Source organism: Bordetella pseudohinzii (genome assembly GCF_000657795.2).
Taxonomy (GTDB): domain Bacteria; phylum Pseudomonadota; class Gammaproteobacteria; order Burkholderiales; family Burkholderiaceae_B; genus Bordetella; species Bordetella pseudohinzii.
On the sequence record NZ_JHEP02000012.1, the window covers coordinates 123712 to 148854 of the forward strand.

25 protein-coding genes and 1 tRNA gene are annotated in these 25143 nt (G+C 65.6%); 15 read left to right on the forward strand and 11 right to left on the reverse strand.

What is annotated here, in order from left to right; all coding sequences use genetic code 11:
• Positions 1 to 39: 39 nt before the first annotated feature.
• The 4 genes from trmB to lysM all read left to right on the forward strand — a co-directional run bounded on the left by trmB (position 40) and on the right by lysM (position 2558).
• Positions 40 to 807, forward strand: a complete 768-nt coding sequence (gene trmB / locus L540_RS15915; RefSeq protein WP_043213938.1) for a tRNA (guanosine(46)-N7)-methyltransferase TrmB — start codon at positions 40 to 42, stop codon at positions 805 to 807.
• Positions 808 to 830: 23 nt separating this feature from the next.
• Positions 831 to 1778: a prolyl aminopeptidase gene (pip, locus tag L540_RS15920; protein WP_043213936.1), complete on the forward strand. Its 948-nt coding sequence runs from the start codon at positions 831 to 833 to the stop codon at positions 1776 to 1778.
• A 1-nt stretch (position 1779) separates the two neighbouring features.
• Positions 1780 to 1980: a sulfur carrier protein ThiS gene (gene thiS / locus L540_RS15925; RefSeq protein WP_043213934.1), complete on the forward strand. Its 201-nt coding sequence runs from the start codon at positions 1780 to 1782 to the stop codon at positions 1978 to 1980.
• 131 nt (positions 1981 to 2111) lie between these two features.
• Positions 2112 to 2558, forward strand: a complete 447-nt coding sequence (gene lysM / locus L540_RS15930; protein ID WP_029578077.1) for a peptidoglycan-binding protein LysM — start codon at positions 2112 to 2114, stop codon at positions 2556 to 2558.
• Positions 2559 to 2669: 111 nt separating this feature from the next.
• Here the strand turns inward: lysM and serB are convergent, their stop codons facing one another.
• Together serB and L540_RS15940 are read right to left on the reverse strand one after the other, a co-directional pair.
• On the reverse strand, positions 2670 to 3389 hold the full coding sequence (gene serB, locus L540_RS15935) for a phosphoserine phosphatase SerB (protein ID WP_043213931.1): 720 nt from the start codon (positions 3387 to 3389) through the stop codon (positions 2670 to 2672).
• Entirely contained in the window at positions 3386 to 4279 is an 894-nt protein-coding gene (locus L540_RS15940; protein ID WP_043213929.1) for a LysR substrate-binding domain-containing protein, read from the reverse strand. Before L540_RS15940 ends, serB begins: the two co-directional genes overlap by 4 nt.
• A gap of 222 nt (positions 4280 to 4501) precedes the next feature.
• On the opposite strand from L540_RS15940, the gene L540_RS15945 reads away from it, so the two are divergent.
• From L540_RS15945 to L540_RS15955, 3 genes are read left to right on the forward strand one after another with little or no spacing between them, the layout of a single operon-like run.
• Positions 4502 to 5584, forward strand: coding sequence for an ABC transporter ATP-binding protein (locus L540_RS15945; RefSeq protein WP_043213927.1), 1083 nt, complete (start codon positions 4502 to 4504; stop codon positions 5582 to 5584).
• 10 nt (positions 5585 to 5594) lie between these two features.
• The gene (locus tag L540_RS15950) at positions 5595 to 7241 is read left to right on the forward strand and encodes an ABC transporter permease (RefSeq protein ID WP_043213925.1); all 1647 of its coding nucleotides are present in this window, start codon (positions 5595 to 5597) and stop codon (positions 7239 to 7241) included.
• 23 nt (positions 7242 to 7264) lie between these two features.
• Positions 7265 to 8248 (forward strand): ABC transporter substrate-binding protein, encoded by a 984-nt coding sequence (locus L540_RS15955; protein ID WP_043213923.1) that lies wholly within the window; start codon positions 7265 to 7267, stop codon positions 8246 to 8248.
• Positions 8249 to 8312: 64 nt separating this feature from the next.
• Here L540_RS15955 and ffh read toward each other — a convergent pair whose 3' ends face one another.
• On the reverse strand, positions 8313 to 9725 hold the full coding sequence (gene ffh, locus L540_RS15960) for a signal recognition particle protein (RefSeq protein ID WP_043213921.1): 1413 nt from the start codon (positions 9723 to 9725) through the stop codon (positions 8313 to 8315).
• A 116-nt stretch (positions 9726 to 9841) separates the two neighbouring features.
• Here ffh and L540_RS15965 point away from each other — a divergent pair, with 116 nt between their 5' ends.
• The 4 genes from L540_RS15965 to L540_RS15980 are packed head-to-tail and all read left to right on the forward strand — an operon-like array spanning position 9842 to position 12203.
• Positions 9842 to 10684: a cytochrome C assembly family protein gene (locus tag L540_RS15965; RefSeq protein WP_043213920.1), complete on the forward strand. Its 843-nt coding sequence runs from the start codon at positions 9842 to 9844 to the stop codon at positions 10682 to 10684.
• Between the two features lie 6 nt (positions 10685 to 10690).
• Positions 10691 to 10933, forward strand: a complete 243-nt coding sequence (locus tag L540_RS21800) for a PP0621 family protein (RefSeq protein ID WP_043213918.1) — start codon at positions 10691 to 10693, stop codon at positions 10931 to 10933.
• A gap of 54 nt (positions 10934 to 10987) precedes the next feature.
• The gene (ampD, locus tag L540_RS15975; RefSeq protein WP_180961697.1) at positions 10988 to 11566 is read left to right on the forward strand and encodes a 1,6-anhydro-N-acetylmuramyl-L-alanine amidase AmpD; all 579 of its coding nucleotides are present in this window, start codon (positions 10988 to 10990) and stop codon (positions 11564 to 11566) included.
• Positions 11567 to 11582: 16 nt separating this feature from the next.
• Entirely contained in the window at positions 11583 to 12203 is a 621-nt protein-coding gene (locus L540_RS15980) for a glutathione S-transferase family protein (RefSeq protein WP_043213915.1), read from the forward strand.
• 23 nt (positions 12204 to 12226) lie between these two features.
• On the opposite strand, the gene L540_RS15985 is transcribed toward L540_RS15980, so the two are convergent.
• The 8 genes from L540_RS15985 to htpG all read right to left on the reverse strand — a co-directional run bounded on the left by L540_RS15985 (position 12227) and on the right by htpG (position 20808).
• The gene (locus L540_RS15985; protein WP_082149663.1) at positions 12227 to 12934 is read right to left on the reverse strand and encodes an ABC transporter ATP-binding protein; all 708 of its coding nucleotides are present in this window, start codon (positions 12932 to 12934) and stop codon (positions 12227 to 12229) included.
• A 4-nt stretch (positions 12935 to 12938) separates the two neighbouring features.
• A complete protein-coding gene (locus L540_RS15990) occupies positions 12939 to 13661 on the reverse strand; it encodes an ABC transporter ATP-binding protein (protein WP_043213911.1) in 723 nt (240 codons plus the stop codon).
• Positions 13648 to 14637 carry a branched-chain amino acid ABC transporter permease gene (locus L540_RS15995; protein ID WP_197085662.1) on the reverse strand — a complete coding sequence of 330 codons (990 nt, stop codon included), beginning with the start codon at positions 14635 to 14637 and terminating at the stop codon, positions 13648 to 13650. The genes L540_RS15990 and L540_RS15995 overlap by 14 nt, the downstream gene beginning before the upstream one ends.
• 1 nt (position 14638) lies before the next feature.
• Positions 14639 to 15490 carry a branched-chain amino acid ABC transporter permease gene (locus L540_RS16000; RefSeq protein WP_029578063.1) on the reverse strand — a complete coding sequence of 284 codons (852 nt, stop codon included), beginning with the start codon at positions 15488 to 15490 and terminating at the stop codon, positions 14639 to 14641.
• 51 nt (positions 15491 to 15541) lie between these two features.
• On the reverse strand, positions 15542 to 16795 hold the full coding sequence (locus L540_RS16005; protein ID WP_043213910.1) for an ABC transporter substrate-binding protein: 1254 nt from the start codon (positions 16793 to 16795) through the stop codon (positions 15542 to 15544).
• 181 nt (positions 16796 to 16976) lie between these two features.
• Entirely contained in the window at positions 16977 to 17765 is a 789-nt protein-coding gene (locus L540_RS16010; protein ID WP_043213908.1) for a putative hydro-lyase, read from the reverse strand.
• Between the two features lie 123 nt (positions 17766 to 17888).
• The gene (locus tag L540_RS16015; protein WP_043213907.1) at positions 17889 to 18806 is read right to left on the reverse strand and encodes a LysR family transcriptional regulator; all 918 of its coding nucleotides are present in this window, start codon (positions 18804 to 18806) and stop codon (positions 17889 to 17891) included.
• Between the two features lie 109 nt (positions 18807 to 18915).
• Positions 18916 to 20808 (reverse strand): molecular chaperone HtpG, encoded by a 1893-nt coding sequence (htpG, locus tag L540_RS16020; protein ID WP_043213906.1) that lies wholly within the window; start codon positions 20806 to 20808, stop codon positions 18916 to 18918.
• Positions 20809 to 20999: 191 nt separating this feature from the next.
• Between htpG and L540_RS16025 the strand changes: the two genes are divergently transcribed.
• From L540_RS16025 to L540_RS16040, 4 genes are all read left to right on the forward strand, one after another.
• Complete coding sequence (locus tag L540_RS16025; RefSeq protein WP_043213904.1) at positions 21000 to 22391, forward strand: uracil-xanthine permease family protein; 1392 nt, start codon at positions 21000 to 21002, stop codon at positions 22389 to 22391.
• Positions 22392 to 22506: 115 nt separating this feature from the next.
• Positions 22507 to 22591: transfer RNA gene (locus L540_RS16030), tRNA-Leu, on the forward strand.
• A gap of 168 nt (positions 22592 to 22759) precedes the next feature.
• Positions 22760 to 23080 carry a nucleotide pyrophosphohydrolase gene (locus L540_RS16035; protein WP_043213901.1) on the forward strand — a complete coding sequence of 107 codons (321 nt, stop codon included), beginning with the start codon at positions 22760 to 22762 and terminating at the stop codon, positions 23078 to 23080.
• Entirely contained in the window at positions 23077 to 24819 is a 1743-nt protein-coding gene (locus L540_RS16040; protein WP_048026518.1) for a DUF2075 domain-containing protein, read from the forward strand. The genes L540_RS16035 and L540_RS16040 overlap by 4 nt, the downstream gene beginning before the upstream one ends.
• Positions 24820 to 25143 lie beyond the last annotated feature (324 nt).

Genomic DNA, 25143 nt, shown 5'->3' on the forward strand with positions numbered 1-25143 from the left:
ATTTTTTGGAGGCCGGCGCCTCCCACTACAATCCGGGGTATGAATGCGAATACCCCCACGAATCCTCCCCCTGCCGCGCCCCTGACGCCGGCGACCCAGGCCGCGCTGGAACCGGCCGCCCATGCGCCCGCCAGCCCCGGCGCCACGCATATCCGCAGCTTCGTGCATCGCCGCGGCCACATCACGCAGCGCCAGCGCGACGCGCTGGAGCAGCTGATGGACACATGGGCCATCCCCTATGCGCCGCGCCAGCTGGATCCGGCCGCCGTGTTCGGGCGCGAGGCCCCGACCATCCTGGAAATCGGCTTCGGCATGGGCGAGACGACCGAGAAGATCGCGCTGGCCCGGCCCGGGGACAACTTCCTGGGCGTGGAAGTCTTCAATGCCGGCGTGGGCTCGATGCTGCACCGGATCGAGACTTCGCAGATCAGCAATGTGCGCATCATCCAGCACGACGCCGTGGAAGTGGTGCGCGACATGATCGCCCCCGATTCGCTGGCCGGCGTGCATGTCTATTTCCCCGATCCCTGGCCCAAGAAGCGCCATCACAAGCGCCGCCTGCTGCAGCCGCCTTTCGTGCATCTGCTGGCCAGCCGCATCCGGCCGGGCGGCTATCTGCATTGCGCCACCGACTGGCAGGACTACGCGGTGCAGATGCTGGAAGTGCTGGGCGGCGAAGCGCTGCTCGAGAATACCGCGCAAGACTACGCCGAACGGCCCGATTATCGTCCTCAGACCAAGTTTGAAACCCGCGGACTGCGCCTGGGTCACGGCGTCTGGGACCTGATCTTCAAGCGCAAGGCCTGACCCCTCACTGGAGAGTACGCCCCATGCTCTATCCCGCGATCGAGCCCTACCGCCATGGCATGCTGGACACCGGCGATGGCCACCAGGTGTATTGGGAGCTTTGCGGCAATCCGGAAGGCAAGCCGGCCGTGTTCCTGCATGGCGGCCCTGGCAGCGGCTGCTCGCCGGTGCACCGGCAGCTGTTCGATCCCGAGCGCTACAAGGTGCTGCTGTTCGACCAGCGCGGCTGCGGGCGCTCCACGCCCCACGCCAGCCTGGAGAACAACACGACCTGGGATCTGGTGGCCGACATGGAGCGGCTGCGCGAGGAGGTCATGGGTGCGCAGCGCTGGCTGGTGTTTGGCGGCTCCTGGGGTTCGACGCTGGCGCTGGCCTATGCCGAGACCCATCCGCGGCGCGTCAGCGAGCTGGTGGTGCGCGGCATCTTCAGCCTGCGCCGCGCCGAGCTGCTGTGGTTCTACCAGGAGGGCGCGTCCTGGCTGTTCCCGGACCGCTGGGAAGGCTATCTGGCGCCCATCCCGCCGCAAGAGCGCGGCGACATGATCGCGGCCTACCGCAAGCGGCTGACCAGCGATGACCCGGCCGAGCAATTGCGCGCCGCCAAGGCCTGGAGCCAATGGGAAGACAACACCATCACGCTCCTGCCCAGCCCGCGCCACCAGCAAAGTCATGCGGCCGACCGCGCGGCGCTGGCCTTCGCGCGCATCGAAAACCATTACTTCGTGCACGCCGGCTTCATGGAAGAAGGCCAGTTGCTGCGCGATGCGCACAAGCTGCGCGGCATCCCCGGCACCATCGTGCAGGGCCGCTACGATGTCTGCACGCCGGCGCGCACGGCCTGGGACCTGCATCGCGCCTGGCCGGAGGCGGAATTCCACCTCGTGCCCGATGCCGGCCATGCCTTTGACGAGCCCGGCATCCTGGCCCGGCTGATCGAAGCCACCCACCGATATGCAAGCAGCAAGGACTGATATGCAGATTACCCTCAACGGTCAGGCGCGCGAGCTGCCGGCCGCCACCACCGTCATCGGCCTGCTCGAAATCCTGGGCTACGCGGGCAAGCGCGTCGCGGTCGAACGCAATGGCGAAATCGTGCCCAAAAGCAAGCATGCCGGCACGCCGCTGTCCGAGGGCGACCAGGTCGAGATCGTGGTGGCCGTCGGCGGGGGCTGAGCCCTGGGCTAGCAAGCTGTTACAACCTCGTCATTCCGCCGACATGCACCCTTGCCCATAATCGAGCCTGGCGCCAGGGTAAACAGGCCCTGGCCCTCGTTGTCATCAACAACCGGAAAAGGAACAAGACCATGGGCCTGCTCAGTTTCATCAAAGATGTCGGCGAAAAACTCTTTGGCGCCAGCGAAGCCAAGGCCGCCACGGCGGAAGAACTCAAGAAAGAACTCGACAAGCATGGCTTGTCCGCATCCAACCTGAACATCAGCGTCAATGGCGACACCGTCACGGTGAGCGGCGAAGCCGCGTCCACCGAAGAGGCCGAGAAGATCGCGCTCGCCCTGGGCAATACCGTGGGCGTGGCCAAGGTGGACAACCAGCTCTCGGCCAAGAAGGCCGCCCCCGAAGCCGCCATGTACACGGTGCAAAAGGGCGACACGCTCTGGAAGATCGCCGAGGCGCAATACGGCAAGGGCAAGGGCGGCCAGTACAACGTCATCTTCGAGGCCAACAAGCCCATGCTGAGCGACCCGGACAAGATCTATCCCGGCCAGGTGCTGCGCATCCCGCCGCTGTCCTGAACCCATACCTGATCAAGCCGGCCAACCCCGCAGCGTTGGCCGGCTTGTGCCGGTGCTGGCCATCCCCGTCAGTGCCGGCTGATTCGGCCAAACGCAATGTTTGGCCGTTTTTTATGCGCCGGCCTCGCCGGCAAAAACCTCCAGCAGCCGGTCCAGGCCGCCCTCGTCGATGGCCACGCGCGCCTGTCCGCGCACGGCGGGCTTGGCCCGATAGGCCACGCTCAGACCGGCCACGCTCATCATGGCCAGGTCGTTGGCGCCATCGCCGACCGCGATGGCCTGCGCCGGCGAGATGCCCATGGCCTGGCAAGTCTGCAGCACCATGCGCTTTTTCTCTTCGCCATCGCAGATATCGCCCCAGGGCTGGGGCAGCAGGCGTCCGGTGATGCGGCCGTCGGCGATCTCCAGCACATTGGCGCGCACATCGTCCAGACCCAGCCGGGCCGCCAGCCTGTCGGTAAAGCAGGTAAAGCCGCCGGTCACGAGAATGCACCGCAGGCCCGCGGCCTTGCAGGCGGCGATCAGCGTCTCCACGCCCGGGTTCAGCCGCACCCGCTCGCGCCAGACGGTGTCCAGCGCGCTTGCCGGCAGGCCCGCCAGCAAGGCCACGCGCTGGCGCAGGCTGGCCTTGTAGTCGGCGATTTCGCCGCGCATGGCGGCCTCGGTCAGCGCCGCGACTTCCGCCTTGCGACCGGCGAAATCGGCCAGCTCGTCCAAGGTCTCGATGGCCAGCAGGGTCGAGTCCATGTCGAAGGCGATGAGTTTGAAATCCCGCAGCCTGGGCCGGGGGCCGCGCAGGCTCAGGCCCGGGGCCAGCGTCAATGCATTCATGCGTACTCCTTGTCGGGACGGGCGAGCCAGTCCAGGAACAGCCGCGCCAGCGGCGCGGCCGGCGAATCCGGGCGGAACAGCGCGTGCACGCCCGCATTGGGCAGGCGCGGCTGCTCGAAAATCGGTTGCAGGCGGCCGGCCTGGATATCCTCGGCCAGCAGACACCAGGGCGCCAGGGCCAGGCCCAGGTCATTGCTGGCCGCCTGCATGGACAGGAAATGATGGTCAAAGACCGGCCCCGGCAGCATGGAGGGCACTTCCACGCCCGCCAGGCCGAACCACTGGGTCCAGTGGTCCAGGCAGCCGCTGACCTTGAGCAGCGGATGCCCGACGCAGTCGGCCGGACGGCGCAGGCGGTGGCGGGCGATAAAGCGCGGCGAAGCCACCGGCACATAGCTGTCTTCCAGGCAGGGCAGGCAGACATGGTCAGGCCTTTGCATGGGGCCGTGCCGGATGATGAGGTCGTGGGCGGCATCGGCGCGGTCGATGAATTGCCGGCCCAGGGTCGCGACTTCGACATCGATCTCGGGATAGAGACGCTGGAAATCCGCCAGCCCGGGGATCAGCAGCTTCATGGCCAGCGAGGGCGTGGCGCACAGCCGCAGCTGCCGCGCCTGGCGCGGGCGTTTCAGGTGGGCGGTGGCCTGGGCGATGCGCTCCAGGCTGGCCTGGACCTCGGAGAAATATTCCAGGGCGCCGGGCAACAGGGCCACCCCGCGCGCCTCGCGCGCGAACAGGGGTTGGCCGATGAAGTCCTCCAGCGCCCGGATCTGCTGGCTGATCGCGCTGTGCGTGATGTTCAGTTCCTGCGCGGCGGCGGTAAAGCTGCGCAGCCGCGCCGCCGCTTCGAACACCCTCAGGGCCTTGAGAGGAGGCAGGCTGCGGGCCATGGTCAGCGCCCGGCCTGCCTGTATTTGCGAGTCTTTCCCACTTGTGCGTTCTATCTCTGCGGCCGCCGATGCGTTGCCGGCGGCGCAATCCCAGTTGCGGCCATTCTAGGGGATGCGGCGCGATCCAGCCCCCAGAAAAACTTACAGCTGTGTTTAAAAATGCCCGCTGGTGGCAGGCGGGCCGCCTTTCTATGATGCCGGCAGCGAGAAGCAGGATCATCCATGGCATCCATCACTATCGACCGTATCGTCAAGGTTTTCGACGGCCAGAGCGTCCTGCGGGACTTGTCTCTGCACATCCCCGACGGCGCCTTCTACACCCTGCTGGGCCCCAGCGGCTGCGGCAAGACCACCTTGCTGCGCTGCATCGCGGGCTTTTACGAGCCCGACGGCGGCCGGCTGCTGTTCGACCAGGATGACATGACCCATGTCTCGGCGCACCGCCGCGACATCGGCATGGTATTCCAGGACTATGCGCTTTTTCCCGACAAGACGGCGTTCGACAACGTCGCCTATGGGCTGCGCGCCCGCGGCGTGGGCCGCGCCGAGATCAAGACCCGGGTGGCCGAAGCCCTGGACAAGGTCGGCCTGGCCGCCCTGGCCGGCCGCTACCCGGCCCAGATGAGCGGCGGCCAGCGCCAGCGCGTGGCCCTGGCCCGCGCCCTGGTCATCCGCCCGCGCGTGCTGCTGATGGACGAACCGCTGTCCAATCTGGACGCCAAGATGCGCGTGCAGATGCGCGACGTCATCCTGGACCTGGTGCGCGAGGCGCGCATCACCACGGTCTTCGTCACGCACGACCAGGAAGAAGCCCTGGCCATGTCCGACCAGATCGCCATCATGGACCGCGGCAACATCGCCCAGCTGGGTTCGCCCGAAGACCTCTACGGCACGCCGGTCAACGCCTATGTGGCGGACTTCATCGGTTCGGCCAATGTGATCCCCGTGCCCACCGAGATCGTCTCGGGCAGCGACAACGGCGGGCTGCCCCATGTGCGCTACCGGATCGGCGCCCACCCCTTCGACGGCGCCCAGGGCAGCCCGGCGCTGGGCGAGCGCGGCATCCTCATCGCCCGGCCGGAAGAACTCAGCCTGGTCGCCGCCGCGCCCCGCATCCCCAATTCCCTGCCCGGCCGCGTGCTGCGCCGCCAATACCTGGGTTTCAAGACGGCCTACCGCATCGTGCTGGAGGACAACAGCGAAATCCGCGTCGAGCTGCATGCCGGCAATATGGTGGGCGATTTCCAGCCCGGCGACGCCGTCCAGGTGCTGGTGCCGGCCGACAGCCGCGTGGTGAGCGAGTGAGAGGCCGGCCATGAGCTTCAAGTGGTGGCCCTGGGGCCTTCTGACAGCGGCATGCCTGGCCCTGCTGCTGTTTTTCGTGATCTATCCGCTGGCCGTGCTCTTTGGCAACAGCGTGACCGGCGCCTCCGGCGGCTTTTCGCTCGAGGGCTTCGCCGCCCTGGCGCAGGACGGCGAATACCTGCAGGCCTTGCGCAACACCCTGGTATTGGGCGCGGTCGTCACCGCCTGCACCGTGCTGGTGGGCGTGCCTTTCGCCTACATGGTGGCGCGCTACGATTTTCCGCTGAAGAATCTCGTGGCCATCCTGCCCATCCTGACCATCGTCATCCCCGAGATCATCGTCGGCCAGTCCTGGCTGCTGGTGCTGGGCAATAACGGCCTGCTCACCAATGCCCTGCGCGAGATCGGCATCGAGCTGCCCTCCTTCTACGGCTGGAGCGGCATGATCTTCTCGATGACCCTGGTCTATTACACCTATATCTACCTGGGCGTGCTGGCCGCGCTGCGCGGCTTCGACGGTCAGCTGGAAGAGGCCGGCCTGAGCCTGGGCACCCCGCCCTGGCTCACGCGCATCCGCGTCATGGTGCCGGTGATCGCGCCGGCCGTGCTGGTCAATGCCCTGGTGGTCTTCACGCTGGTGGTGGGCAATTTCGCGCTGTCCATCATGCTGGGCAGCCGCGTGCCGCTGCTGTCGGTGATGACCTACAACACCTTCGTCAACGAGATGGGCGGCAGCCCCACGCTGCAAAGCGCCATGTCGGTGGTGTCCATCGGCATCGTGGCCGCCGTGCTGTTCGTGCAAAAGCGCATGGTCGAGCGCAAGGTCTACACCATGACCCAGGGCCGCGCGCCCGCGCCGCGCCGCGTGCGCTCCTGGGCCGCGGCCGGCTATGCCGGCGGCGTCACCCTCATCGTGCTGCTGTCGCTGCTGCCGCTGGCGGTGGTCTTCATCGCCGCCTTCACGCACACCAGCGGCCCGGTCATGCATTGGGGCAGCTGGTCGCTGGCCAGCATGCAGCGCGCCCTGCAGGGCGCGCCCGAGCCCATCCTGAACTCGATCAAGTTCGCCTCGCTGGCGACGCTGCTGGGCGTGGCCTTCGCCGTGCTGGCCAGCTATCTGACGGTCAAGAAGCGCAACCGCGCCACCCAGCTGCTGGACTACATCCTGGTGCTGCCGCTGACGATTTCCGGCACGGTGCTGGGCATCGCCCTGGTGCAGACCTTCAATACGGGCTGGCTGATACTGGCGGGCACCTCGGCCATCATGGTGCTGTGCTACACGGTGCGCCGCCTGCCCTTTGCCGTGCGCAACGCCTCGTCCACGCTGTTCAACATCCCCGACTCCATCGAGGAGGCCTCGATCAGCCTGGGCGTCTCGCCGCTCATGACCTTCTTCAAGGTGATGCTGCCTGCCATGAAGGCCTCCATCATCTCTTCGGCGATCCTCATGTGGTTGACCACGATCTCGGAGCTGTCGGCCTCGATCGTGGCCTATAGCGGCGGGCTGGAAACCATGCCCATCGCCATTTTCCGCCAGGTTGACGGCGGGCGCCTGGGCATGGCGTCGGCCTATGGCGCCGCGCTGGTCACCGTGATCCTGATCCCGGTGGTGGTGTCGATCAAGGCCTTCAAGGTCAACCTGTTCTCCGGCAAGTAGCACTCTCAGAAAAAGGCCTTTCCATGCGCTTCTCTCATCTGCTGCAATCCGGCCTGCTGGCCGCCGCCCTCGCCGGCGGCGCCGTCCAGGCCCAGACCGTCATCCTCTACTCGTCCAACAATACCGACACCATCGACACCGCGCTGGAAGCGGTCAAGAAGACCATGCCCAAGCTGGACGTGCGGCCGGTCACCGGCGGCACGGGCACGCTGATGAAGCGCATCGAGGCCGAGGCGCAGAACCCGCGCGGCGACCTGTTCTGGAGCGGCGGCTTCGGCACCCTGGGCGCCTACCGCGCGCAGCTCGAACCCTATACGCCCAAGGACGTGGCCGCCATTCCGGCCGAGTTCCGCGGCCCGGACAATCTCTGGATGGGCACCAATGTGCACGTCATGGTGATGATGGTCAATGAGCGCCAGCTCAAGGGCGCGGCCGCTCCCGCCACCTGGTCCGACCTGATGCAGCCGGAATGGAAGGGCAAGTTCGCCATCACCGATCCGTCCAAGAGCGGCACGGCCTATATGCTGGTCTATGGCCTGTACAAGCAGTTCGGCGCCGAAGGCCTGGACAAGATCGCCGCCAACGCCGTGGTGACGGGCTCCTCGGGCACGACGTACAAGGGCGTGGCCGCCGGCGAATACGCCGTGGGCCTGACGCTGGAGTACGCCGCGCAGGAATACGTGGCGGGCGGCCAGAAGGAAATCAAGCTGGTCTACCCGGCCGAGGGCAGCTATCTGGCGCCCGAAGGCATGTTCATCATCAAGGGCGCCAAGAACGCCGAGGCGGCCCGCCAGCTCTACGAGGGCCTGCTCAGCAAGGAAGCCCAGACCGCCCAGCTGGTGAAGAACTTCCGCCGCCCCTCGCGCAGCGACATCGAAGTCTCCAAGCTCACCACCCTGCCCGAGCTGGCCTCGATCAAGATCTTCCCGGTGGACCAGCTCGAAGCGGCCGCCGATTACGAGAAGGTCGTCGCGGCCTGGAACGCCGCCGTGGCCAAGGCCCGCTGATCACGGCCCGCGAAACAAAACAGGGTGCCTCGCGGCACCCTGTTTTGTTTGCGATGGCGGCAGCTCAGCGGCCGAATCCGCCGAAGCGCCCCATGCCCTTGAGGCCGCCCATGGCGCGCATCATCTTGGCCATGCCGCCTTTTTTCATCTGCTTCATCATGCCCTGCATCTGCTCGAACTGATTGAGCAGGCGGTTGACCTCCTGCACCGGCACGCCGGCGCCGGCGGCGATGCGGCGCTTGCGCGCGGCCTTGATGAGCTCGGGCTTGGCGCGCTCGCCCGGCGTCATGGAATTAAGGATGCCCTCGGTGCGGCGCAGCTGCTTCTCGGCCTGGCCGCCCTGCAGCTGGCCGGCGGCCTGCTGGAACTGCGAAGGCAGCTTCTCCAGGAGGGAATTCATGTCGCCCAGCTTCTTGACCTGGCCCAGCTGCTCGCGGAAATCGTTCAGGTCGAACTTGTCGCCCGACTTGATCTTCTTGGCGAGCTTCTCGGCCTCGGCGATATCGATGTTCTTCTGCGCCTGCTCCACCAGCGAGACGATGTCGCCCATGCCGAGCACGCGCTGCGCCATGCGCTCGGGGTGAAAAGCCTGCAGGCCATCGAGTTTTTCAGAAACGCCGACGAACTTCAGCGGCTTGCCGGTGATGTGGCGCACCGACAGCGCCGCGCCGCCGCGCGCATCGCCGTCGAGCTTGGTGAGCACCACGCCGGTCAGCGGCAGCGCCTCGGCAAAGGCCCGGGCGGTGTTGACCGCATCCTGGCCCTGCATGGCGTCGACCACGAACAGCGTCTCCACCGGCTTGACCAGGGCATGCAGCGCGGCGATCTCGCGCATCATGGCCTCGTCGATGCCCAGGCGGCCGGCCGTGTCGACGATCAGCACGTCATAGTGGTGGCGGCGGGCATGCTCGACCGCATTGCGGGCGATGTCCTCGGGTTTCTGGCTCGGATCGGAGGGCAGGAAGTCCACGCCGACCTGGGCGGCCACGGTCTTGAGCTGCTCGATGGCCGCCGGACGATAGACGTCGGCCGAGACGACCAGCACTTTTTTCTTGCCCGTCTTGCGTCCGCCCTGGGTGTGCTCGCCCTCGGCCAGCCAGCGCGCCAGCTTGCCGGTGGTGGTGGTCTTGCCGGCGCCCTGCAGGCCGGCCATGAGGATGACGGCCGGCGGCTGCACGGCCAGCGACAGTTCGCCGCTGCCCGGGCCGAGGTCGCCGCCCATCAGGGCGGTCAGTTCTTTGTGGACCACGCCGACCAGGGCCTGGCCCGGCGTCAGGCTGGAGGACACCTCCTCGCCCAGGGCCTTCTCTTTGACGCGGGCGACGAAATCGCGCACCACGGGCAGGGCCACGTCGGCCTCCAGGAGCGCCATGCGCACTTCGCGCAACATCTCCTGGGTGTTGGCCTCGGTCAGGCGGGCTTCGCCACGCAGCGTCTTGACGACGCGCGACAGGCGTTGAGTAAGGTTATCGAGCATGAGAGGCGTTTCCGCTTAAACTAATTGATTGAACGAGACCGCGCGGGCCCCAAGGCCGGCGGCGGGCGATGTCAGCGGGTGACATTTGCCCTGGTCCCACCCAGACAACGGTTTTTATGTCATCAGGCATTGTATTTCACGCCGTGGCCGCCCTGGCCTACGCCGTGCTGGGCGCCTCGATGTGGCGCCGCCTGCAGCGCGCCGGCAGCGTCGAGCAGACCGGCAAGATCGCCCGGCTTTGCCTGCTCGGGGCCTTGATCGTGCACGGCTATGCCCTGCGTGAATCAATGCTGGGGACAGATCATATCTTCATTGGCTGGGCCCTGGCTCTGTCGGCCGCCCTCTGGCTGGGCCTGATCATGTACTGGCTCGAAAGCCTCTTCATCCGCATCGACGGGGTGCAGCTGCTGCTCCTGCCGGCCGCCACCCTGGCCGCCCTGCTGGCGGCCTTGTTCCCGCAGGGGGTGATCGTGCCGCATGCCGGCAATCCCTGGCTGCGCATCCATCTGATCATCGCCCTGGCCGCCTACGGCCTGATCACGATCGCGGCGCTGCACGCCATGCTGATGGCCCTGCTGGACCGGCACCTGCACCGCCCCCTGGATGCGCCGGCCTCCCGCAGCATCGTCGGCCGCGTCCTGGACGCCCAGCCGCCGCTGCTGGTGCAGGAGCAGCTGCTGTTCCGCATCATCTTCATCGGTTTCCTGGTCCTGAGCGCGGCGGTCGCCACGGGCTCGGTGGCCTCCATCCTGCTGACCGGCCGCATCCTGCCCTTCGACCACAAGACCATCTTCACCCTGCTGTCCTGGCTGACGTTCGGCGGCCTGCTGGTGGGCCGCCAGGCGCGCGGCTGGCGCGGCCGGGTGGCGCTGCGCTGGACGGTGGCGGGCTTCTGCTTCCTGATCCTCGCCTATACCGGCAGCCGGTTCGTGCTGGAAATGATTCTGCATCGGAGTTGATCCCAGGTGGGCAAGCTCATTTTCTGGTTCTTCGCCATCCTGGTCGTGCTGACCGTCTGGCGCATGCTCAACGCGCGCAACCGCGGCGACACGCCCCGCAAGCCCGCCTCGCCGCCGGCCGCCCGGGCCGCCGAACCCATGGTGCGCTGCGCGCACTGCGGCATCCACCTGCCGCGCTCGGAGGCCGTGCTGCTCAACGGCCGGACCTGGTGCAGCCAGGAACACGCCCGCCTGGGACCGGCGCCATAGGCAAGCGGCGGCGGGGCCTGCATAATGCGGCTTGCCCTTGATCCGCCTTTCGCCATGACACTGCAACTGGATCGCCACGGCTGGCTGCGCCCCGCGCCCGCCGTCACGCGACTGCCCTCGCCCAATGTCGATGCCCGCCCGCCCGGCACGCAAGTCTCGCTGCTGGTCGTGCACAACATCACCCTGCCGCCCGGCGAATTCGGCGGCCCCTATGTGGCCGACCTCTTCCTGAACCGCCTCGACCTCGGCGCCCATCCCTGGTTTGCCCGCCTGGCGGGCCTGCGGGTCTCGGCGCACTTCTTCATCCGGCGCGACGGCGGCATCGTGCAATTCGCCTCGGTGCACGACCGCGCCTGGCACGCCGGCGTCTCGCGCTTCCAGGGGCGCGAGCGCTGCAATGACTTCTCGGTCGGCGTCGAACTGGAGGGCACCGATCGCCTGCCCTACACCGACGCGCAGTACGCCGCCCTGGCCGAACTGGCGCAGCGCCTGCGCGAGCGCCTGCCCATCCGCGCGGCCTGGGGGCACGAGGACATCGCGCCCGGGCGCAAGACCGACCCGGGCCCCGCCTTCGATTGGCCGCGCTTCGCGCGCGGCGCAGGCTTTCTGCGGCGCGACCTGCCGCCGCGCTGATAGACAAGGACAGGCAATGCTGAAGATCTGGGGACGGCTGAACTCCGTCAACGTACAGAAAGTGGTCTGGGCCGTGCGCGAACTGGCCCTGCCCCATGCCCTGACCGAGGCTGGCGGCCCCTTCGGCGGCCTGGACACGCCCGAGTACGGGCGCATGAACCCCAACCGCCGCGTGCCCGTGATCGACGACGGCGGCTTCGTGCTCTGGGAATCCAACGCCATCGTGCGCTATCTGGCCGCGCGCTATGGCGCGGGCGCGCTCTGGCCCGCCGATCCCTGTGTGCGCGCCGACGCCGACCGCTGGATGGATTGGCAAACCACCGAATGGCAGCCCGCCCAGGGCCCGGCCTTCCTGGGCCTGATCCGCACGCCCGAAGCCCAGCGTGATTCCGCCGCCATCGCGGCCGCGGTCAAGCGCTCAACCGCCTGCGCGCTGCTGCTGGAGCAGGCCCTGCGGGGCCGCGACTTCATCGCCGGCTCGCAGTTCACCATGGGCGACATCCCGCTGGGCTGCGCGGCCCATCGCTGGTTCGGCCTGCCCATCGAGCGGCCCGAGACGCCCCACCTGGCCGCCTGGTACCGCCGCCTGATGATGCGCCCGGCCGTCCAGGGCGTGCTGACCTTGCCCTTGAGCTGAGCCCGGCAGGCGCGCCGCCGGCCCTACATCCCCAGATAAGCCTGGCGGACCTCGTCGGAAGCGGCCAGCTCGGCCGCCCCGCCCTCCAGGGCCACGCGCCCGCTCTGCATGACATAGGCCCGGCTCGCGACCTCCAGCGCCTGGTTCATGTTCTGCTCGACCAACAGCACCGACAGGCCATCATCGCGATTGAGCGCGGCCAGCGCATCGAAGACTTGTTCCACCAGCAGGGGCGACAGGCCCAGGCTGGGCTCGTCGATCAACAAGAGGCGCGGCCCGCTCATGAGCGCCCGGCCGATGGCCAGCATCTGCCGCTCGCCGCCCGACATGGTGCCGGCCAGCTGCGCCTCGCGTTCCTTCAGGCGCGGGAACAGGCGGTAGACCCTTTCCAGCCGTTCGGCGAACACCGCCTCGTCGCGAACGGTGTAGGCGCCCAGGCGCAGGTTCTGGGCCACCGACTGGCGCGCGAAGACGCGCGCGCCCTCCGGAATCAGGGCGATGCCCTGCGACACCAGATGCTGGGGCGGCGTGCCCGTGATGTCGCGCCCTTCGAAGCGCACGCGGCCGGTCTTGGGCCGCACGGCGCCCACGATGGCCATCAGCGTGCTCGACTTGCCGGCCCCGTTGGCGCCCAGAAGCGCCGTGATCTCGCCGGCCTTTACCCGCAGGGACAAGTCCCGCACCGCCTGCACGCCGCCATAGGCCACGCTCAGGTTTTCCACTTCCAGCATCATGTCAGACACGGTGCTTTCTCCCCAGATAGGCTTCGATCACGGCGGGATGGCGCACAATGTCTTGCGGCGGCCCCTCGGCGATCATCTGGCCGAAATTCAGCACCAGCACGCGCTGCGCCAGGCGCATCACGACTTCCAGCACATGCTCGACGATGATGAGCGTGACGCCGGCGGCATGGATGCCGCGCAGGATCTCCGCCAAGGCGATGGCTTCGGCCGGATTCAGGCCGCCGGCCACTTCATCGAGCAGCAGCATGCGCGGTTCGGTCGCCAGCGCCCGGGCCAGCTCGACGCGCTTCTGCCCGGCGACGTTCAGGCCCGCGGCCTTGACATCATGCCGGTCGGCCAGGCCCACCAGCTCCAGCACGCGCATGGCCTCGCGGCGCGCATCGGCCAACCGGGGATGGCGCAGCAGCGCCCCCACCATGGCGTTCTCCAGCACCGTCATCTGGCCGAAGCTGCGCGGAATCTGATAGGTGCGCACCAGGCCCAGCGCGGCCACCTGCTCGGGCCGCTTGCCGGCCAGCGGCTCGCCCTTGAAGCGCACCGTGCCCGAGGTCGGCTCGTGATGGCCCACCAGGCCATTGAACAGCGTGCTCTTGCCCGCGCCGTTGGGGCCGATGATGGCGACGATCTCGCCTTCCTCGACCGACAGCGAAATATCCTTGTTGGCGACCAAGCCGCCAAAGCGCTTGGTCAGGTCCTTGACTTCAAGCAGTGCCACGACGCCTCCTCAGGGTCACCAGGCCACCCGGCAGAAAGAGCGTGACCAGCAAAATCGCCAGACCGAAGATCAGCAGATCCAGGCCCAGCCCCGAACTGCCCCAGGCCACCCGCGTGCCTTCCGACAAGGGCAGCAGCACGGCCGCGCCCAGCCAGGGCCCGACCAGCGTGCCCACCCCGCCCAGGATGGCGACCAGCACCACCTGCACCGACATGGTCAGGCTGAACATGGACTCGGGGTCGATGAAACCCACATACATGGCGAAAAATCCGCCCCACACTCCCGTCATGCCGGCCGACAGCACAAAGGCCAGCATCTTGTAGCGGTCTGCCGGCACGCCCAGGCTGCGCGCGGCCGCCTCGTCGCCATTGATGGCGCGCCAGTAAAAGCCGGTGCGCGAATGCACCAGCAGATAGGTGGCGAGAAAGGTCAGGAAGGCCAGCGCCAGCGCGATCCAGTAATAAGGCACCTTGGTGCGGAACAGCAGCATCCATGGCGCATCGGCGATCGGCGCCTCCAGCCCGACCGCGCCGCCGGCCCAGCTCCAGTTCACCATGAGCAGCAGGCCGATCTGCAGAAGCGCGATGGTCGCCATGGCGAAATAGTGGCCCGACAAACGCAGCGTGGGCCCGCCCACCAGCCAGGCCAGCGCCGCGCTGATCAGCCCGCCCAGCGGGATGCCCAGCAGCGGGGTGAGCTTGAGGTGCTGCAGCAGCAACAGCGTCGTATAGCCGCCCACGCCGACGAACACGCCATGCCCGAAGGAGATGCGGCCAAGAAAACCGCCCACCAGGTTCCAGCAGGCGCCCAGCGCCCCGAACATGATGGCCAGCAGCAGCACCTGCAGGGTGAAGGCGTCGCGCACCGCCAGGGGCACCAGGGCCAGCAGCACGGCGGCCAGCAGCGCCGCCGCGATCGGCCATTTGGGCAGGCCGGCATGGCCGGCGGCCGGAATTTGTTTATCTGTCATCTGCATCTCACCACCGCCCGAACAGCCCGCGCGGGCGATACCACAACACCAGGATGAAGAGGATGAAGACGCTCACGGTCTTGAGCGCCGGGGCCACGAAATAGCCCGTCATCGCCTCGATGATTCCGATCAGGATGCCGGCGATGAACGCGCCCGGCAGCGAACCGAAGCCGCCCATGCAGACCGCGACAAAGGCCAGCAGGCCGAACACCGTGCCCACCGAAGGGAAGACATAGAAGAAGGTCGTCAGCAAGGCGCCGGCCAGGCCGACCGCCGCGCTGCCCAGCATCCAGACCTGGGCGTTGACGCGGTCCGGCGAAATCCCCACCAGCGCGGCCACCTGGCGATCCTCGGCCACCGCCTGCAGGGCATGGCCCCAGCGCGTGCGATACACCAGGAAAAAGAGCGCCACCACCAGGGCCAGCGCCACCAGCCCGGTCACGACCTGGGGCCGTCCCAGCGAAATCCCGGCCAGCGACACACTGCCGGACACCAGGGTGTCGGGCAGGCTGCGGTAGTCGGGCGAAAAGGCGATGAAGGCCAGCTGGCGCAGCACCAGGCCCAGGCCGAAGGTCGCCAGGATGACGGCCATGGCCGGGCCCTTCTGCAGACGCTTGATGATGAGGGCATAGGTCAGGAAACCGACAAAGCCCAGCAAAATGGCGACCAGGGGAGCCGACAGGGTCGGATCCAGGTGGCCCAGCGTAAACATCCAATAGGCGGCATACATGCCCAGCATCAGGAACTCGCCATGGGCGAAGTTGATGACGTCGGTAATGCCCCAGATCAGGGCCAGGCCCACGGCCACGGCGGCATAGATCAGCCCGTTGAACAGGCCCGCCGAAAGCGCTTCAAACATATCGAACTCCCCGAGGCGGCCCCGCGTGGCCGCCTCCGTCACGCAACAGGTTTATTTCCAGCTGAACGGCAGCGTGGGCAGGCTCTTGTCGCTGCGATACTTCTCGGGCCACACGGTTTGGTAGCTGCTGCCCTTGAGTTCGAGAATGAGGCCGGCGCCCTTGGTGTTCTGGCCCTTCTCGTCGAACTTCACGCCCGACCAGGGCATGGCCACCTGGGCCTCGGACAGGTCGGTGGCCGCCAGGGCCTTGCGGATGGCTTCCGGATCGGTCGAGCCCGCGCGGTTGATGGCGTCGGCCAGCACCAGCACGCCCTGCATGGAGCGCGCGTTATTGCCGTTGAGCTCCTTGCCGGTCTTGGCCTTGTACATATCGTTGATCTTCTTCAGGCCCGCCTTGGCCGCGGCCACGTCGCTGCCCCAGACATCGCGCGACAGCACGCCCTGCACCTGCGGCCCGACTTCCTGCACAAAGCGCGAATCGATAAAGCCCGCGTCATTGGCCAGGAACACCGGCGGCGCATACTTGCTCTCGCGCATGGTGCGCACGAACAGCATGGCGTCGGAGGTGTAGCTGGCGAAAATCGCCACATCCGGCTTGGCCGCGGCCAGCTTCTGCACTTCGGCCGTGACCGAGGCCGAACCGGCGCTATAGGCGATATTGGCGACCAGCTCGCGCTTATACTGCTTGGCGAACTTCTCCACCGCCTTGTAGGTGTTCACGCCAAAGTCGGTGTTCTCGTACACCACGGCGATCTTGGCCGTGGGCACGGCCTTGATGCCATCGAGAAACTGCATCATGTTCTCGACGAAAGTGTCATCATTGGGCGACGTGCGGAAGAACCACTTGTAGCCGCGCTCTGTGAGGTCCGGGCTGCTGGATTCGCCGTTCACGTAGGGGATGCCGCGCTGCTCGGCGATGCGGCTGGCCGTCTTGGTCACGGCCGACTGGTAGGCGCCGGTCAGGGCCACCACTTTTTCCTGGTCCAGCAGGCGCTGCGCGTCGGCCAGGCCCACCTCGGGCTTGCCTTGCGAATCGCCGAACACCACCTCGATCTTGGCGCCCCCCAGCTTGGGCAGGCCGCTGCCGGCGGCCAGCGGGATGCCCTCGAGCTCCGGATGCGGGTTGTTGACGATATCCACCGCCAGCTCGATGGCCGCCTTGATCTCGGCGCCCGTGGAAGCCAGCGCGCCGCTCAAGGGATAGATGGCGCCGATGCGCACCGTCTTGTCCTGGGCCTGGGCCCCGAAGGCGGCGCAGGCCAGCGCCAGAATCGCGGCTGCACCCGCGTAGCGTTTCATCTTCATCACTCGACTCCTGAAAAATACTTCTGTGTAGAAAGCAGATCGGGAGCGCCGCGCCGCCACCCGGCGCGGCACTTCGCCGCGGCCGTGCCGCGGCATGAAGCCTTGTCGCCTCTCGTCCTCCGAGGACTCTTTTTTTTTATGAAAAGCGGATGAAACAGGCGGCCCTGGGGCCGCCAGGCACTCAGAGCACGGCCACGCGGCTGTTCAGCCAATCGGTGACCAGCATGTGGCCCGGCGCGTGCGTGATGCAAAACTCCGGCTTGACGGCGGCCACCACGGATTGCGGGGTCACGCCGCAAGCCCAGAACACCGGGATTTCGCCCTCGCGGATTTCGACGGCATCACCATAGTCGGGCCGATTGATATCGGCAATCCCGATAAGCGAGGGATCGCCAAAATGCACCGGCGCGCCATGCACCGACGGAAAACGCGAGGTCACCTGGATGGCGCGGATGGCGTCGGCGGCCTTCAAGGGGCGCATGGACACCACCAGCGGGCCGCCGAAAGGCCCCGCCCGCTCGGTCGGCACATTGGTGCGGTACATGGGCACGTTGCAGCCCTGCTCGATATGACGCACCGGCAGGCCGTTGTCCAGCATGGCCTCCTCGAAAGAGAAGGAACAGCCGATCAGGAAAGACACCAAGTCATCGCGCCAATAGGCGCGGATATCGGTGGGCTCGTCCACCAGCTCGCCGTTTCTCCAGACGCGGTAGCGCGGCACATCGCTGCGGATGTCGATATCCTCGCCCAAGCGCGGCAGACTGGGATCGCCGGGCTCCGACATCGCGAGCAAAGGGCAGGGCTTGGGATTGAGCTGGCAAAAGTGCAGAAAATCGGCGGCCAGCGCGCGCGGCAGGATGGCCAGATTGGCCTGCACATGGCCGGGCGCGACATTGGCCGTGGGGCCGGTATGCTTGCCGTTGCGCGCATCCAGGCGCGCCTGATAGGCCGGCTTGGCGGATGAGGCCATGGTTTTTCCCTTGTGATGTTGTTGGGCGGCATTGCACCTCAAGCCATCGCCAGCGTCCAATCACATGTTGCGATACCGTCCGATCAATTTTTCTTATCAGGGTGAAACCCTTAAGGGAAAACGCTAGCGCGGCGGCGCGCTGGCCCGCCGCTGGCTGTCGGCATGCGCGATCTCCTGCGCCATGCGCGCCACCACCTCCGGCACATGGCTGTCCGGCCCGCGCATCCAGCTCGCCGTGTAATGCAGCGGCGGCAGATCCGGCGCCTTGACCTGCAAGATGCGCAACTCTCCCTGGTTGAGTTCTTCGCGCAGAAAGATAGGCGCGATGACGGCGGTGCCGATGCCGTCCATGGCCATGCGCACGATCACACTGAGCGCCGAACTGCCATACATGCGCGGCGCCTTCACGCCCGCCTCGTGCAAGGCGTGGCGCACGGCGCGGTGCGGCTCGGTGGTGGCGCTATAAGTGATGATGGGCCATTGCGCCAGATGCCTGAGCGCCACCGGCTGGCGGCCGACCTTGAGCTTGGGGCTGGCCAGCCACGACAAAGGGTAATCGCACAGAAACAGATTCTCGGCGCGCTCATCCTTGAGCGGGCCGAGCAAAAACGCCAGGTCGATCTGATGCGAGGCGAGCTGAGCTTCCAGCGCGGTGGTGGTCTCGACCTGGATCTCCACCATGAGCGCCGGATAGGCATCGTGCAGCCGCTCCATGAAACGCGGCAGCCAGGTATGCACCAGGGTTTCGGACACCCCCAGGCGCAGCGTGCCGCTCATCACATTCTTGGCCACGGCCGCGGCCTGCATATCGTGGCGCAGCTGCAGCATGCGCTCGGCATGCGACAGCAGCTCCTGCCCCTTGGCCGTGAGCCGGATGCCGCGCGTGTCGCGCTCGAACAAACGCACCTTGAGATCGGCCTCAAGGCTGGCGATGCGCTGCGAAATCGCCGGCTGGGTGGCGTTGAGCTTCTCGGCCGCCGCCCGAAAACCGCCCAGCGTGGCGACCCAGAAGAAAGTCTCGATATTGCGCAGATCGATCATCGCGGCGGCAATCTAGTCCAGGAACCCGCATTCTAGAGTGTCGCGCGCCGGGCGAACCCCAGGCCCGCCAAAAAAAAACGGCCCCGAAGGGCCGTCCGCCTGCCAGGCCTCAAACCTTGAGCAACAGCGCGTTCAGGCGCTTGACGAAGGCCGCCGGATCGGCGATCTGCGCGCCCTCGGCCAACAGCGCCTGGTCCAGCAGCAGCTGCGCCCAGGCGCCGAAATCGGCGTCCGGCACATCGCGGATGCGGGCGATCAGGGCATGCTCGGGATTGATCTCCAGCACCGGCTTGACCTCGGGCGCCTCCTGGCCGGCGGCCTTGAGCATGCGCAGCAGATGCGGGCTCAAATCGTTCTGGCCCACCACCACGCAAGCCGGCGAATCCACCAGGCGCAGCGTCACGCGCACCTCCTTGACCTGCTCGCCCAGCGCGGCCTGCAGACGCTCGACCAGCGGCTTGAAAGACTCGGCCACCTCGGTCTGCTTCTTCTTTTCTTCCTCGTCGGCCAGATCGGCCAGGTCCAGGCCGCCCTTGGCCACCGACACCAGCGACTTGCCCTCGAACTCGCGCAGATGCGAAAGCATCCACTCGTCCACGCGGTCCCACAGCAACAGCACCTCGATCCCCTTCTTGCGGAAAATCTCCAGATGCGGGCTGTTGCTCGCGGCCGAGAAACTATCGGCCGTGACGTAATAGATCTTGTCCTGGCCCTCCTTCAGGCGGCCCAGATAATCGGCCAACGACACCGTCTGCGCCGCATCGCCCGACTGCGTCGACGCAAAGCGCAGCAGCTTGGCGATGCGCTCCTGGTTGGACGGATCCTCGCCCACGCCCTCTTTCAGCACCTGGCCGAACTCGCCCCAGAAAGCGGCGTAATCCTCCGGGCGGTTCTCGGCCAGATCCTCCAGCAGCGACAGGATGCGCTTGGCCGAACCCTCGCGGATGGCGCGCACATCGCGGCTCTCCTGGAGAATCTCGCGCGACACATTCAGCGGCAGATCGGCCGAATCAATCACCCCGCGCACAAAACGCAGATAGGTCGGCAACAGCTGCTCGGCGTCATCCATGATGAACACACGCTTGACGTAGAGCTTCACGCCGCGGCGGGCGTCCCGGTCCCACAGATCGAAAGGCGCCCGGCGCGGCACATACAGCAGCTGCGTGTACTCGCTGCGGCCCTCCACGCGGTTATGCGTCCAAGCCAGCGGATCCTCGAAATCATGCGAGACCGTCTTGTAGAACTCGCGATACTGCTCATCGCTGATATCGCCCTTGCTGCGCGTCCACAGGGCATTGGCCTGATTGACCGTCTCCCACTCATCGCGGATGACCTGCTCGCCCTTGTCCGCGTCCCACTCCTCCTTGCGCATCTGGATGGGCAGCGAAATATGATCGGAATAACGGCGCAGGATCTCGCGCAGCTTCCAGCCGCTGAGAAACTCATCCTCGTCGGCGCGCAGATGCAGCACCACATCCGTGCCGCGGCCGGCCTTCTCGGCCGGCGCGATCGAAAACTCGCCCTGGCCATCCGACTCCCAGCGGATGGCCTCGTCCGAACCGGCGCGGCGGCTCAGCACGCTCACCTTGTCGGCCACGATGAAAGACGAATAAAACCCCACGCCAAACTGCCCGATCAACTGGGCATCCTTCTGCTTGTCGCCCGTCAGCTGCGCAAAAAACTCGCGCGTGCCGGAACGGGCGATCGTGCCCAGATTGGCGATGGCCTCCTCGCGCGACAGGCCGATGCCATTATCGGCAATCGTGATCGTGCGCGCGGCCTTGTCATAGCTCACGCGGATGGCCAGATCGCCGTCGCCGGCCAGCAGATCCGGCTGGTCGATGGCTTCAAAGCGCAGCTTGTCGCAGGCATCCGAGGCATTCGAAACCAGCTCGCGCAGGAAGATCTCCTTGTTGCTATACAAGGAATGAATCATCAGGTGCAGCAACTGCTTGACCTCGGCCTGGAATCCCAGGGTTTCGGACGTGGCGTCTTGAGTCATGATGGAGAAGATTGGCTGAAAAATGGTTGGATGGTCGATGGCGGCGGCCCGCCAGGCCCTCCCGACATGGGGACGGCCCCGGCCGATTTCAAGAGTCTAGCCTCCCCCCTCCCGTCCCCGGGCTCCCTCCCTGCCCCCAAGCCCGGTAAAATCCCGCACTTTGGCCGGCCCAACCACCGCTCTTTCCGACCATGAGCTCCGCCCCCCTATCCTCCTCCCTGCCCGACGCGGCCGACCGACAGACCGCCCCCGACCTCGTCTACGGCCCCGATGACCGGCCCTCCGCCCCAGTCACCTTCATCGCCGCCCTGCAGCACCTGCTGGCCATCCTCGTGCCCATCGTCACCCCGGGCCTGCTCATCTGCCAGGCCCTGGGCGTCTCCAGCCGCGACACCACCCTCATCGTCTCCATGTCGCTGGTCATCTCCGGCATCGCCACCTACGTCCAGTGCCGCCGCTTCGGCCCCCTGGGCGCCGGACTGCTCATCGTGCAGGGCACCAGCTTCAACTTCGTCGGCCCGCTGATCGCCGGCGGCAGCATCATGGTCAAACAGGGCACCCCCGTCGAAGCCGTCATGGCCGCCATCTTCGGCGTCGTCATCGCCGGCTCCTTCGTCGAAATGGGCATCTCCCGCATCCTGCCCTTCGTCAAACGCCTCATCACCCCCCTGGTCACCGGCATCGTCGTCCTGCTCATCGGCCTGACCCTCATCAAGGTCGGCCTCATCAGCATGGGCGGCGGCTTTGCCGCCATGCAGAACGGCACCTTCGCCAACAGCGAAAACCTCCTGCTCTCCGGCCTCGTCCTGGGCACCATCATCGTCCTCAACCGCATCCCCGTCGTCTGGGTGCGCAGCGCCGCCCTCGTCATCGCCCTGGCCATCGGCTACCTCGCCGCCGCCTCCCTCGGCCGCCTCGACCTCACCGGCGCCCGCGAAGCCGCCCTCTTCCAAGTGCCCGTGCCCCTGCACTTCGGCCTGTCCTTCTCCTGGCCCCTCTTCGTGCCCATGCTGATCATCTACCTGGTCACCTCGCTCGAAGCCATCGGCGACATCACCGCCACCAGCCAAGTCTCGCGCCAGCCCGTCCAGGGCCCGGTCTGGATGCAGCGCATCAAAGGCGGCGTCCTCGTCAACGGCGCCAACTCCCTCCTGGCCGGCGTCTTCAACACCTTCCCCAGCTCCGTCTTCGCCCAGAACAACGGCGTCATCCAGCTCACCGGCATCGCCAGCCGCCGCGTCGGCGTCTGGATCGCCGCCATGCTCATCCTCCTCGGCCTCTTCCCGGCCGTGGCCGGCATCCTCCAGGCCGTGCCCGAACCCGTCCTGGGCGGCGCCGCCATGGTCATGTTCGGCGCCGTGGCCGCCTCCGGCATCAACATCCTGGCCGGCATCCGCCTGGACCGCCGCGCCCTGCTCATCATCGCCGTCTCCCTCGCCCTCGGCCTGGGCGTCTCGCAAGTGCCCGAATTCCTCGCCCACATGCCCCACGCCCTCAAAAGCGTCCTGGAATCGGGCGTGGCCACCGGCGGCATCTGCGCCCTGGTCATGAACTGGTTCCTCCCCGAACCGCGCCAGGACTGATCCCCGCGGCGGGCCGGCCCCAACCCCCGGCCCGCCTGCCAAACTCGCCGGGATCACGTATAATGGCCGACTTTCTTGCCAGCCTGCCCTGATCCCTCAGGACAGCGCATCCCCCGCCCGGGTGGTGAAATTGGTAGACGCAGGGGACTCAAAATCCCCCGCCGCAAGGCGTGCCGGTTCGATTCCGGCCCCGGGCACCAGAATTTAAAAAGCCGCTACTGCGAATGCAGAGCGGCTTTTTGTTTGGGCTGGTTCCCCGAGTTTTCCAACATGCGAATCCCGCCACGTGCCGTCATGGCTCGCGAGAGTGCAACTTGCTAGTGACCAGTCTATTATCCATTTAGCGACCTCCATCGGGAAAGTAAGAAATGGAAGAAGTCATTCAGCGGCTGCGCCAGTTCCGGGACGAACGAAACTGGCAGCAATTCCACAACCCCAAGGATCTGGCCTTGGCACTCAGCATCGAGGCCAGTGAACTGCTGGAGGTTTTCCTATGGAAACCACCTGAAGCCGCCGACCCCGAAAAGGTAAAAGAAGAACTTGCCGATGTCTTGGCGTACGCGCTGCTGCTATCTGACGCTTACAACTTCGACATAAAGAAAATCGTCCTAGATAAAATCGAGAAGAACGAGCAAAAGTACCCCGTGCACAAAGCCAAGGGAACCGCAAAAAAATATAACGAGCTATGAGCCAACCCCACCTCGTCGAAGTGAACCGCTATGAGTTCTCCGCAAAAACCCTGACGGATGTCGAGACCAACGCATACGCGGCGAACAATTGGCCGCTTGTGTACATTCTCAGCGATGGGAAATCACGTCGTGCTTACGTCGGCGAGACGACGGACGCGGTTGCTCGCCTGGGTACGCATATCAAGCATCCTGAGAAGAAGTTGTTGACGACGGTGCATCTCGTCAGCAGTGAACGCTTCAACAAGTCAGCGACACTTGACATCGAGTCCTCCCTCATAAAGTACTTATCCGCCGATGGCCAGTTCAGCATGTTGAACGGAAATCTCGGCCTGACCGATCACAACTACTACCAGAGGGATGAACTCTATTCCAAGATATTTAGGCAGGCCTGGGAAAAACTGCGCAAGCAGGGCGTTGCCAAAAAATCCATCGAAACCATCGACAACTCCGACGTTTTCAAGTACTCGCCGTATAAATCATTGTCAGCCGACCAGCAACAAGGCCTGATCGAAATTATGCGAGCCCTCGTCGATCCCGGGCTCAAACATATCGTGGTCCAAGGCGGCGCGGGAACCGGCAAGTCGGTACTGGCGATATTTCTTTTCAAGCTCATTCATTCCGACCTTGAAGAGCTGGATCTGCGCGAATTCTCGGAGGAGGAGCAGGAAGTACGTGAACTGCTGCGGCGGATCAAGCAATTGCTGCCCAACCCCCGCATGGCGCTGGTGATCTCCATGAACTCGTTCAGGAACACGTTGAAGAAAGCGTTCCGGAATGTTAAGGGCCTGCGCTCGGATATGGTCATCAGCCCTTCCGACCTGACGAAGCGGCACTACGACATCGTCCTGGTGGATGAGTCGCATCGCCTGCGTAAGCGTGTCAACCTTGGACAGTATTTCAAGGGCTTCGACACGGCCTGTACGACTCTTGGCATGGACAAGAATACGTGCAGTGAGGTGGACTGGGTGACGCGCCAGTCAGATAAAGCGGTTTTCTTCTATGACCCCGGCCAAAGCGTCAAGCCATCCGATGCCAACGCATCGGACTTCGACAAGATCAAAACATCGCCAGACAGCACAATCATCACGCTGATCTCCCAGTTCCGGGTCCGTGCCGGGCAGCACTACGTGGAGTTTATCGACGACCTTCTGCATGTGCGGCTTCCAGCTGGCGAAACGTTCAGCTCCAACAAGTATGAGTTTCTGGTTTTCGATGAGCTCTCCGACATGGTGAGGGAGATAGAGCATAAAAACCGCAGCCATGGCCTGGCGCGGCTGGTGGCCGGTTACTCCTGGCCCTGGCGCTCCAAGAAAACCGCCAGCCTGCATGACATCGAAATAGGTGACATTCGACTGTGGTGGAACCGCAAGACGATTGATTGGATCAATGCCAAAAACGCCGAGGGCGAAGTGGGTTGCATCCATACCACCCAGGGGTATGACCTGAACTACACCGGCGTGATCTTCGGCCGTGAAATCCGCTATGACGACAAGCTCGATCAGATCATCATCGACAGCAAGAATTATCATGATCGGATGGGCAAACAGACCATTAAAGATCCGAACGAGCTCAAACGATACATACTGAATATCTACCGAACCATCATGCTACGAGGCATACGAGGCACCTTTATCTATGCATGCGACGACAGCCTGAGGCGCTACTTCAAGCGACACGTAGCGAGCTATACATCCCGTATCGGCGCATCGCCAGCCCCTGAAAAGTCCTTGCAATCTTAGGTCAAAGCAGCCCCGCTCCATGACCCGCGAGTCACACGGTCGGAGAGTATTAAGGCCTCAAACGCCGAGGCGGTGCGAAGAATCAATGGATTCTCCTGGTGCCCAGGTCTGCCCGCCCGACGCTGGGCGCAATTGAACTCAGCCACAAAGACCGCGAACATCGCTATTGGGTAGTAAGCGAGTTTTTGGGCGTGATCGGCTAGCTAAGCCTGTTCGAAAACGCCGCCATTGGCTGGTTTACTCGCCCCATCCTTCGTCAGGTTTTCCTTTGTCAAACGCAATTGAAATGTGAGCCACTTCGCGCGTCGGCGCGCAAAGTAAATC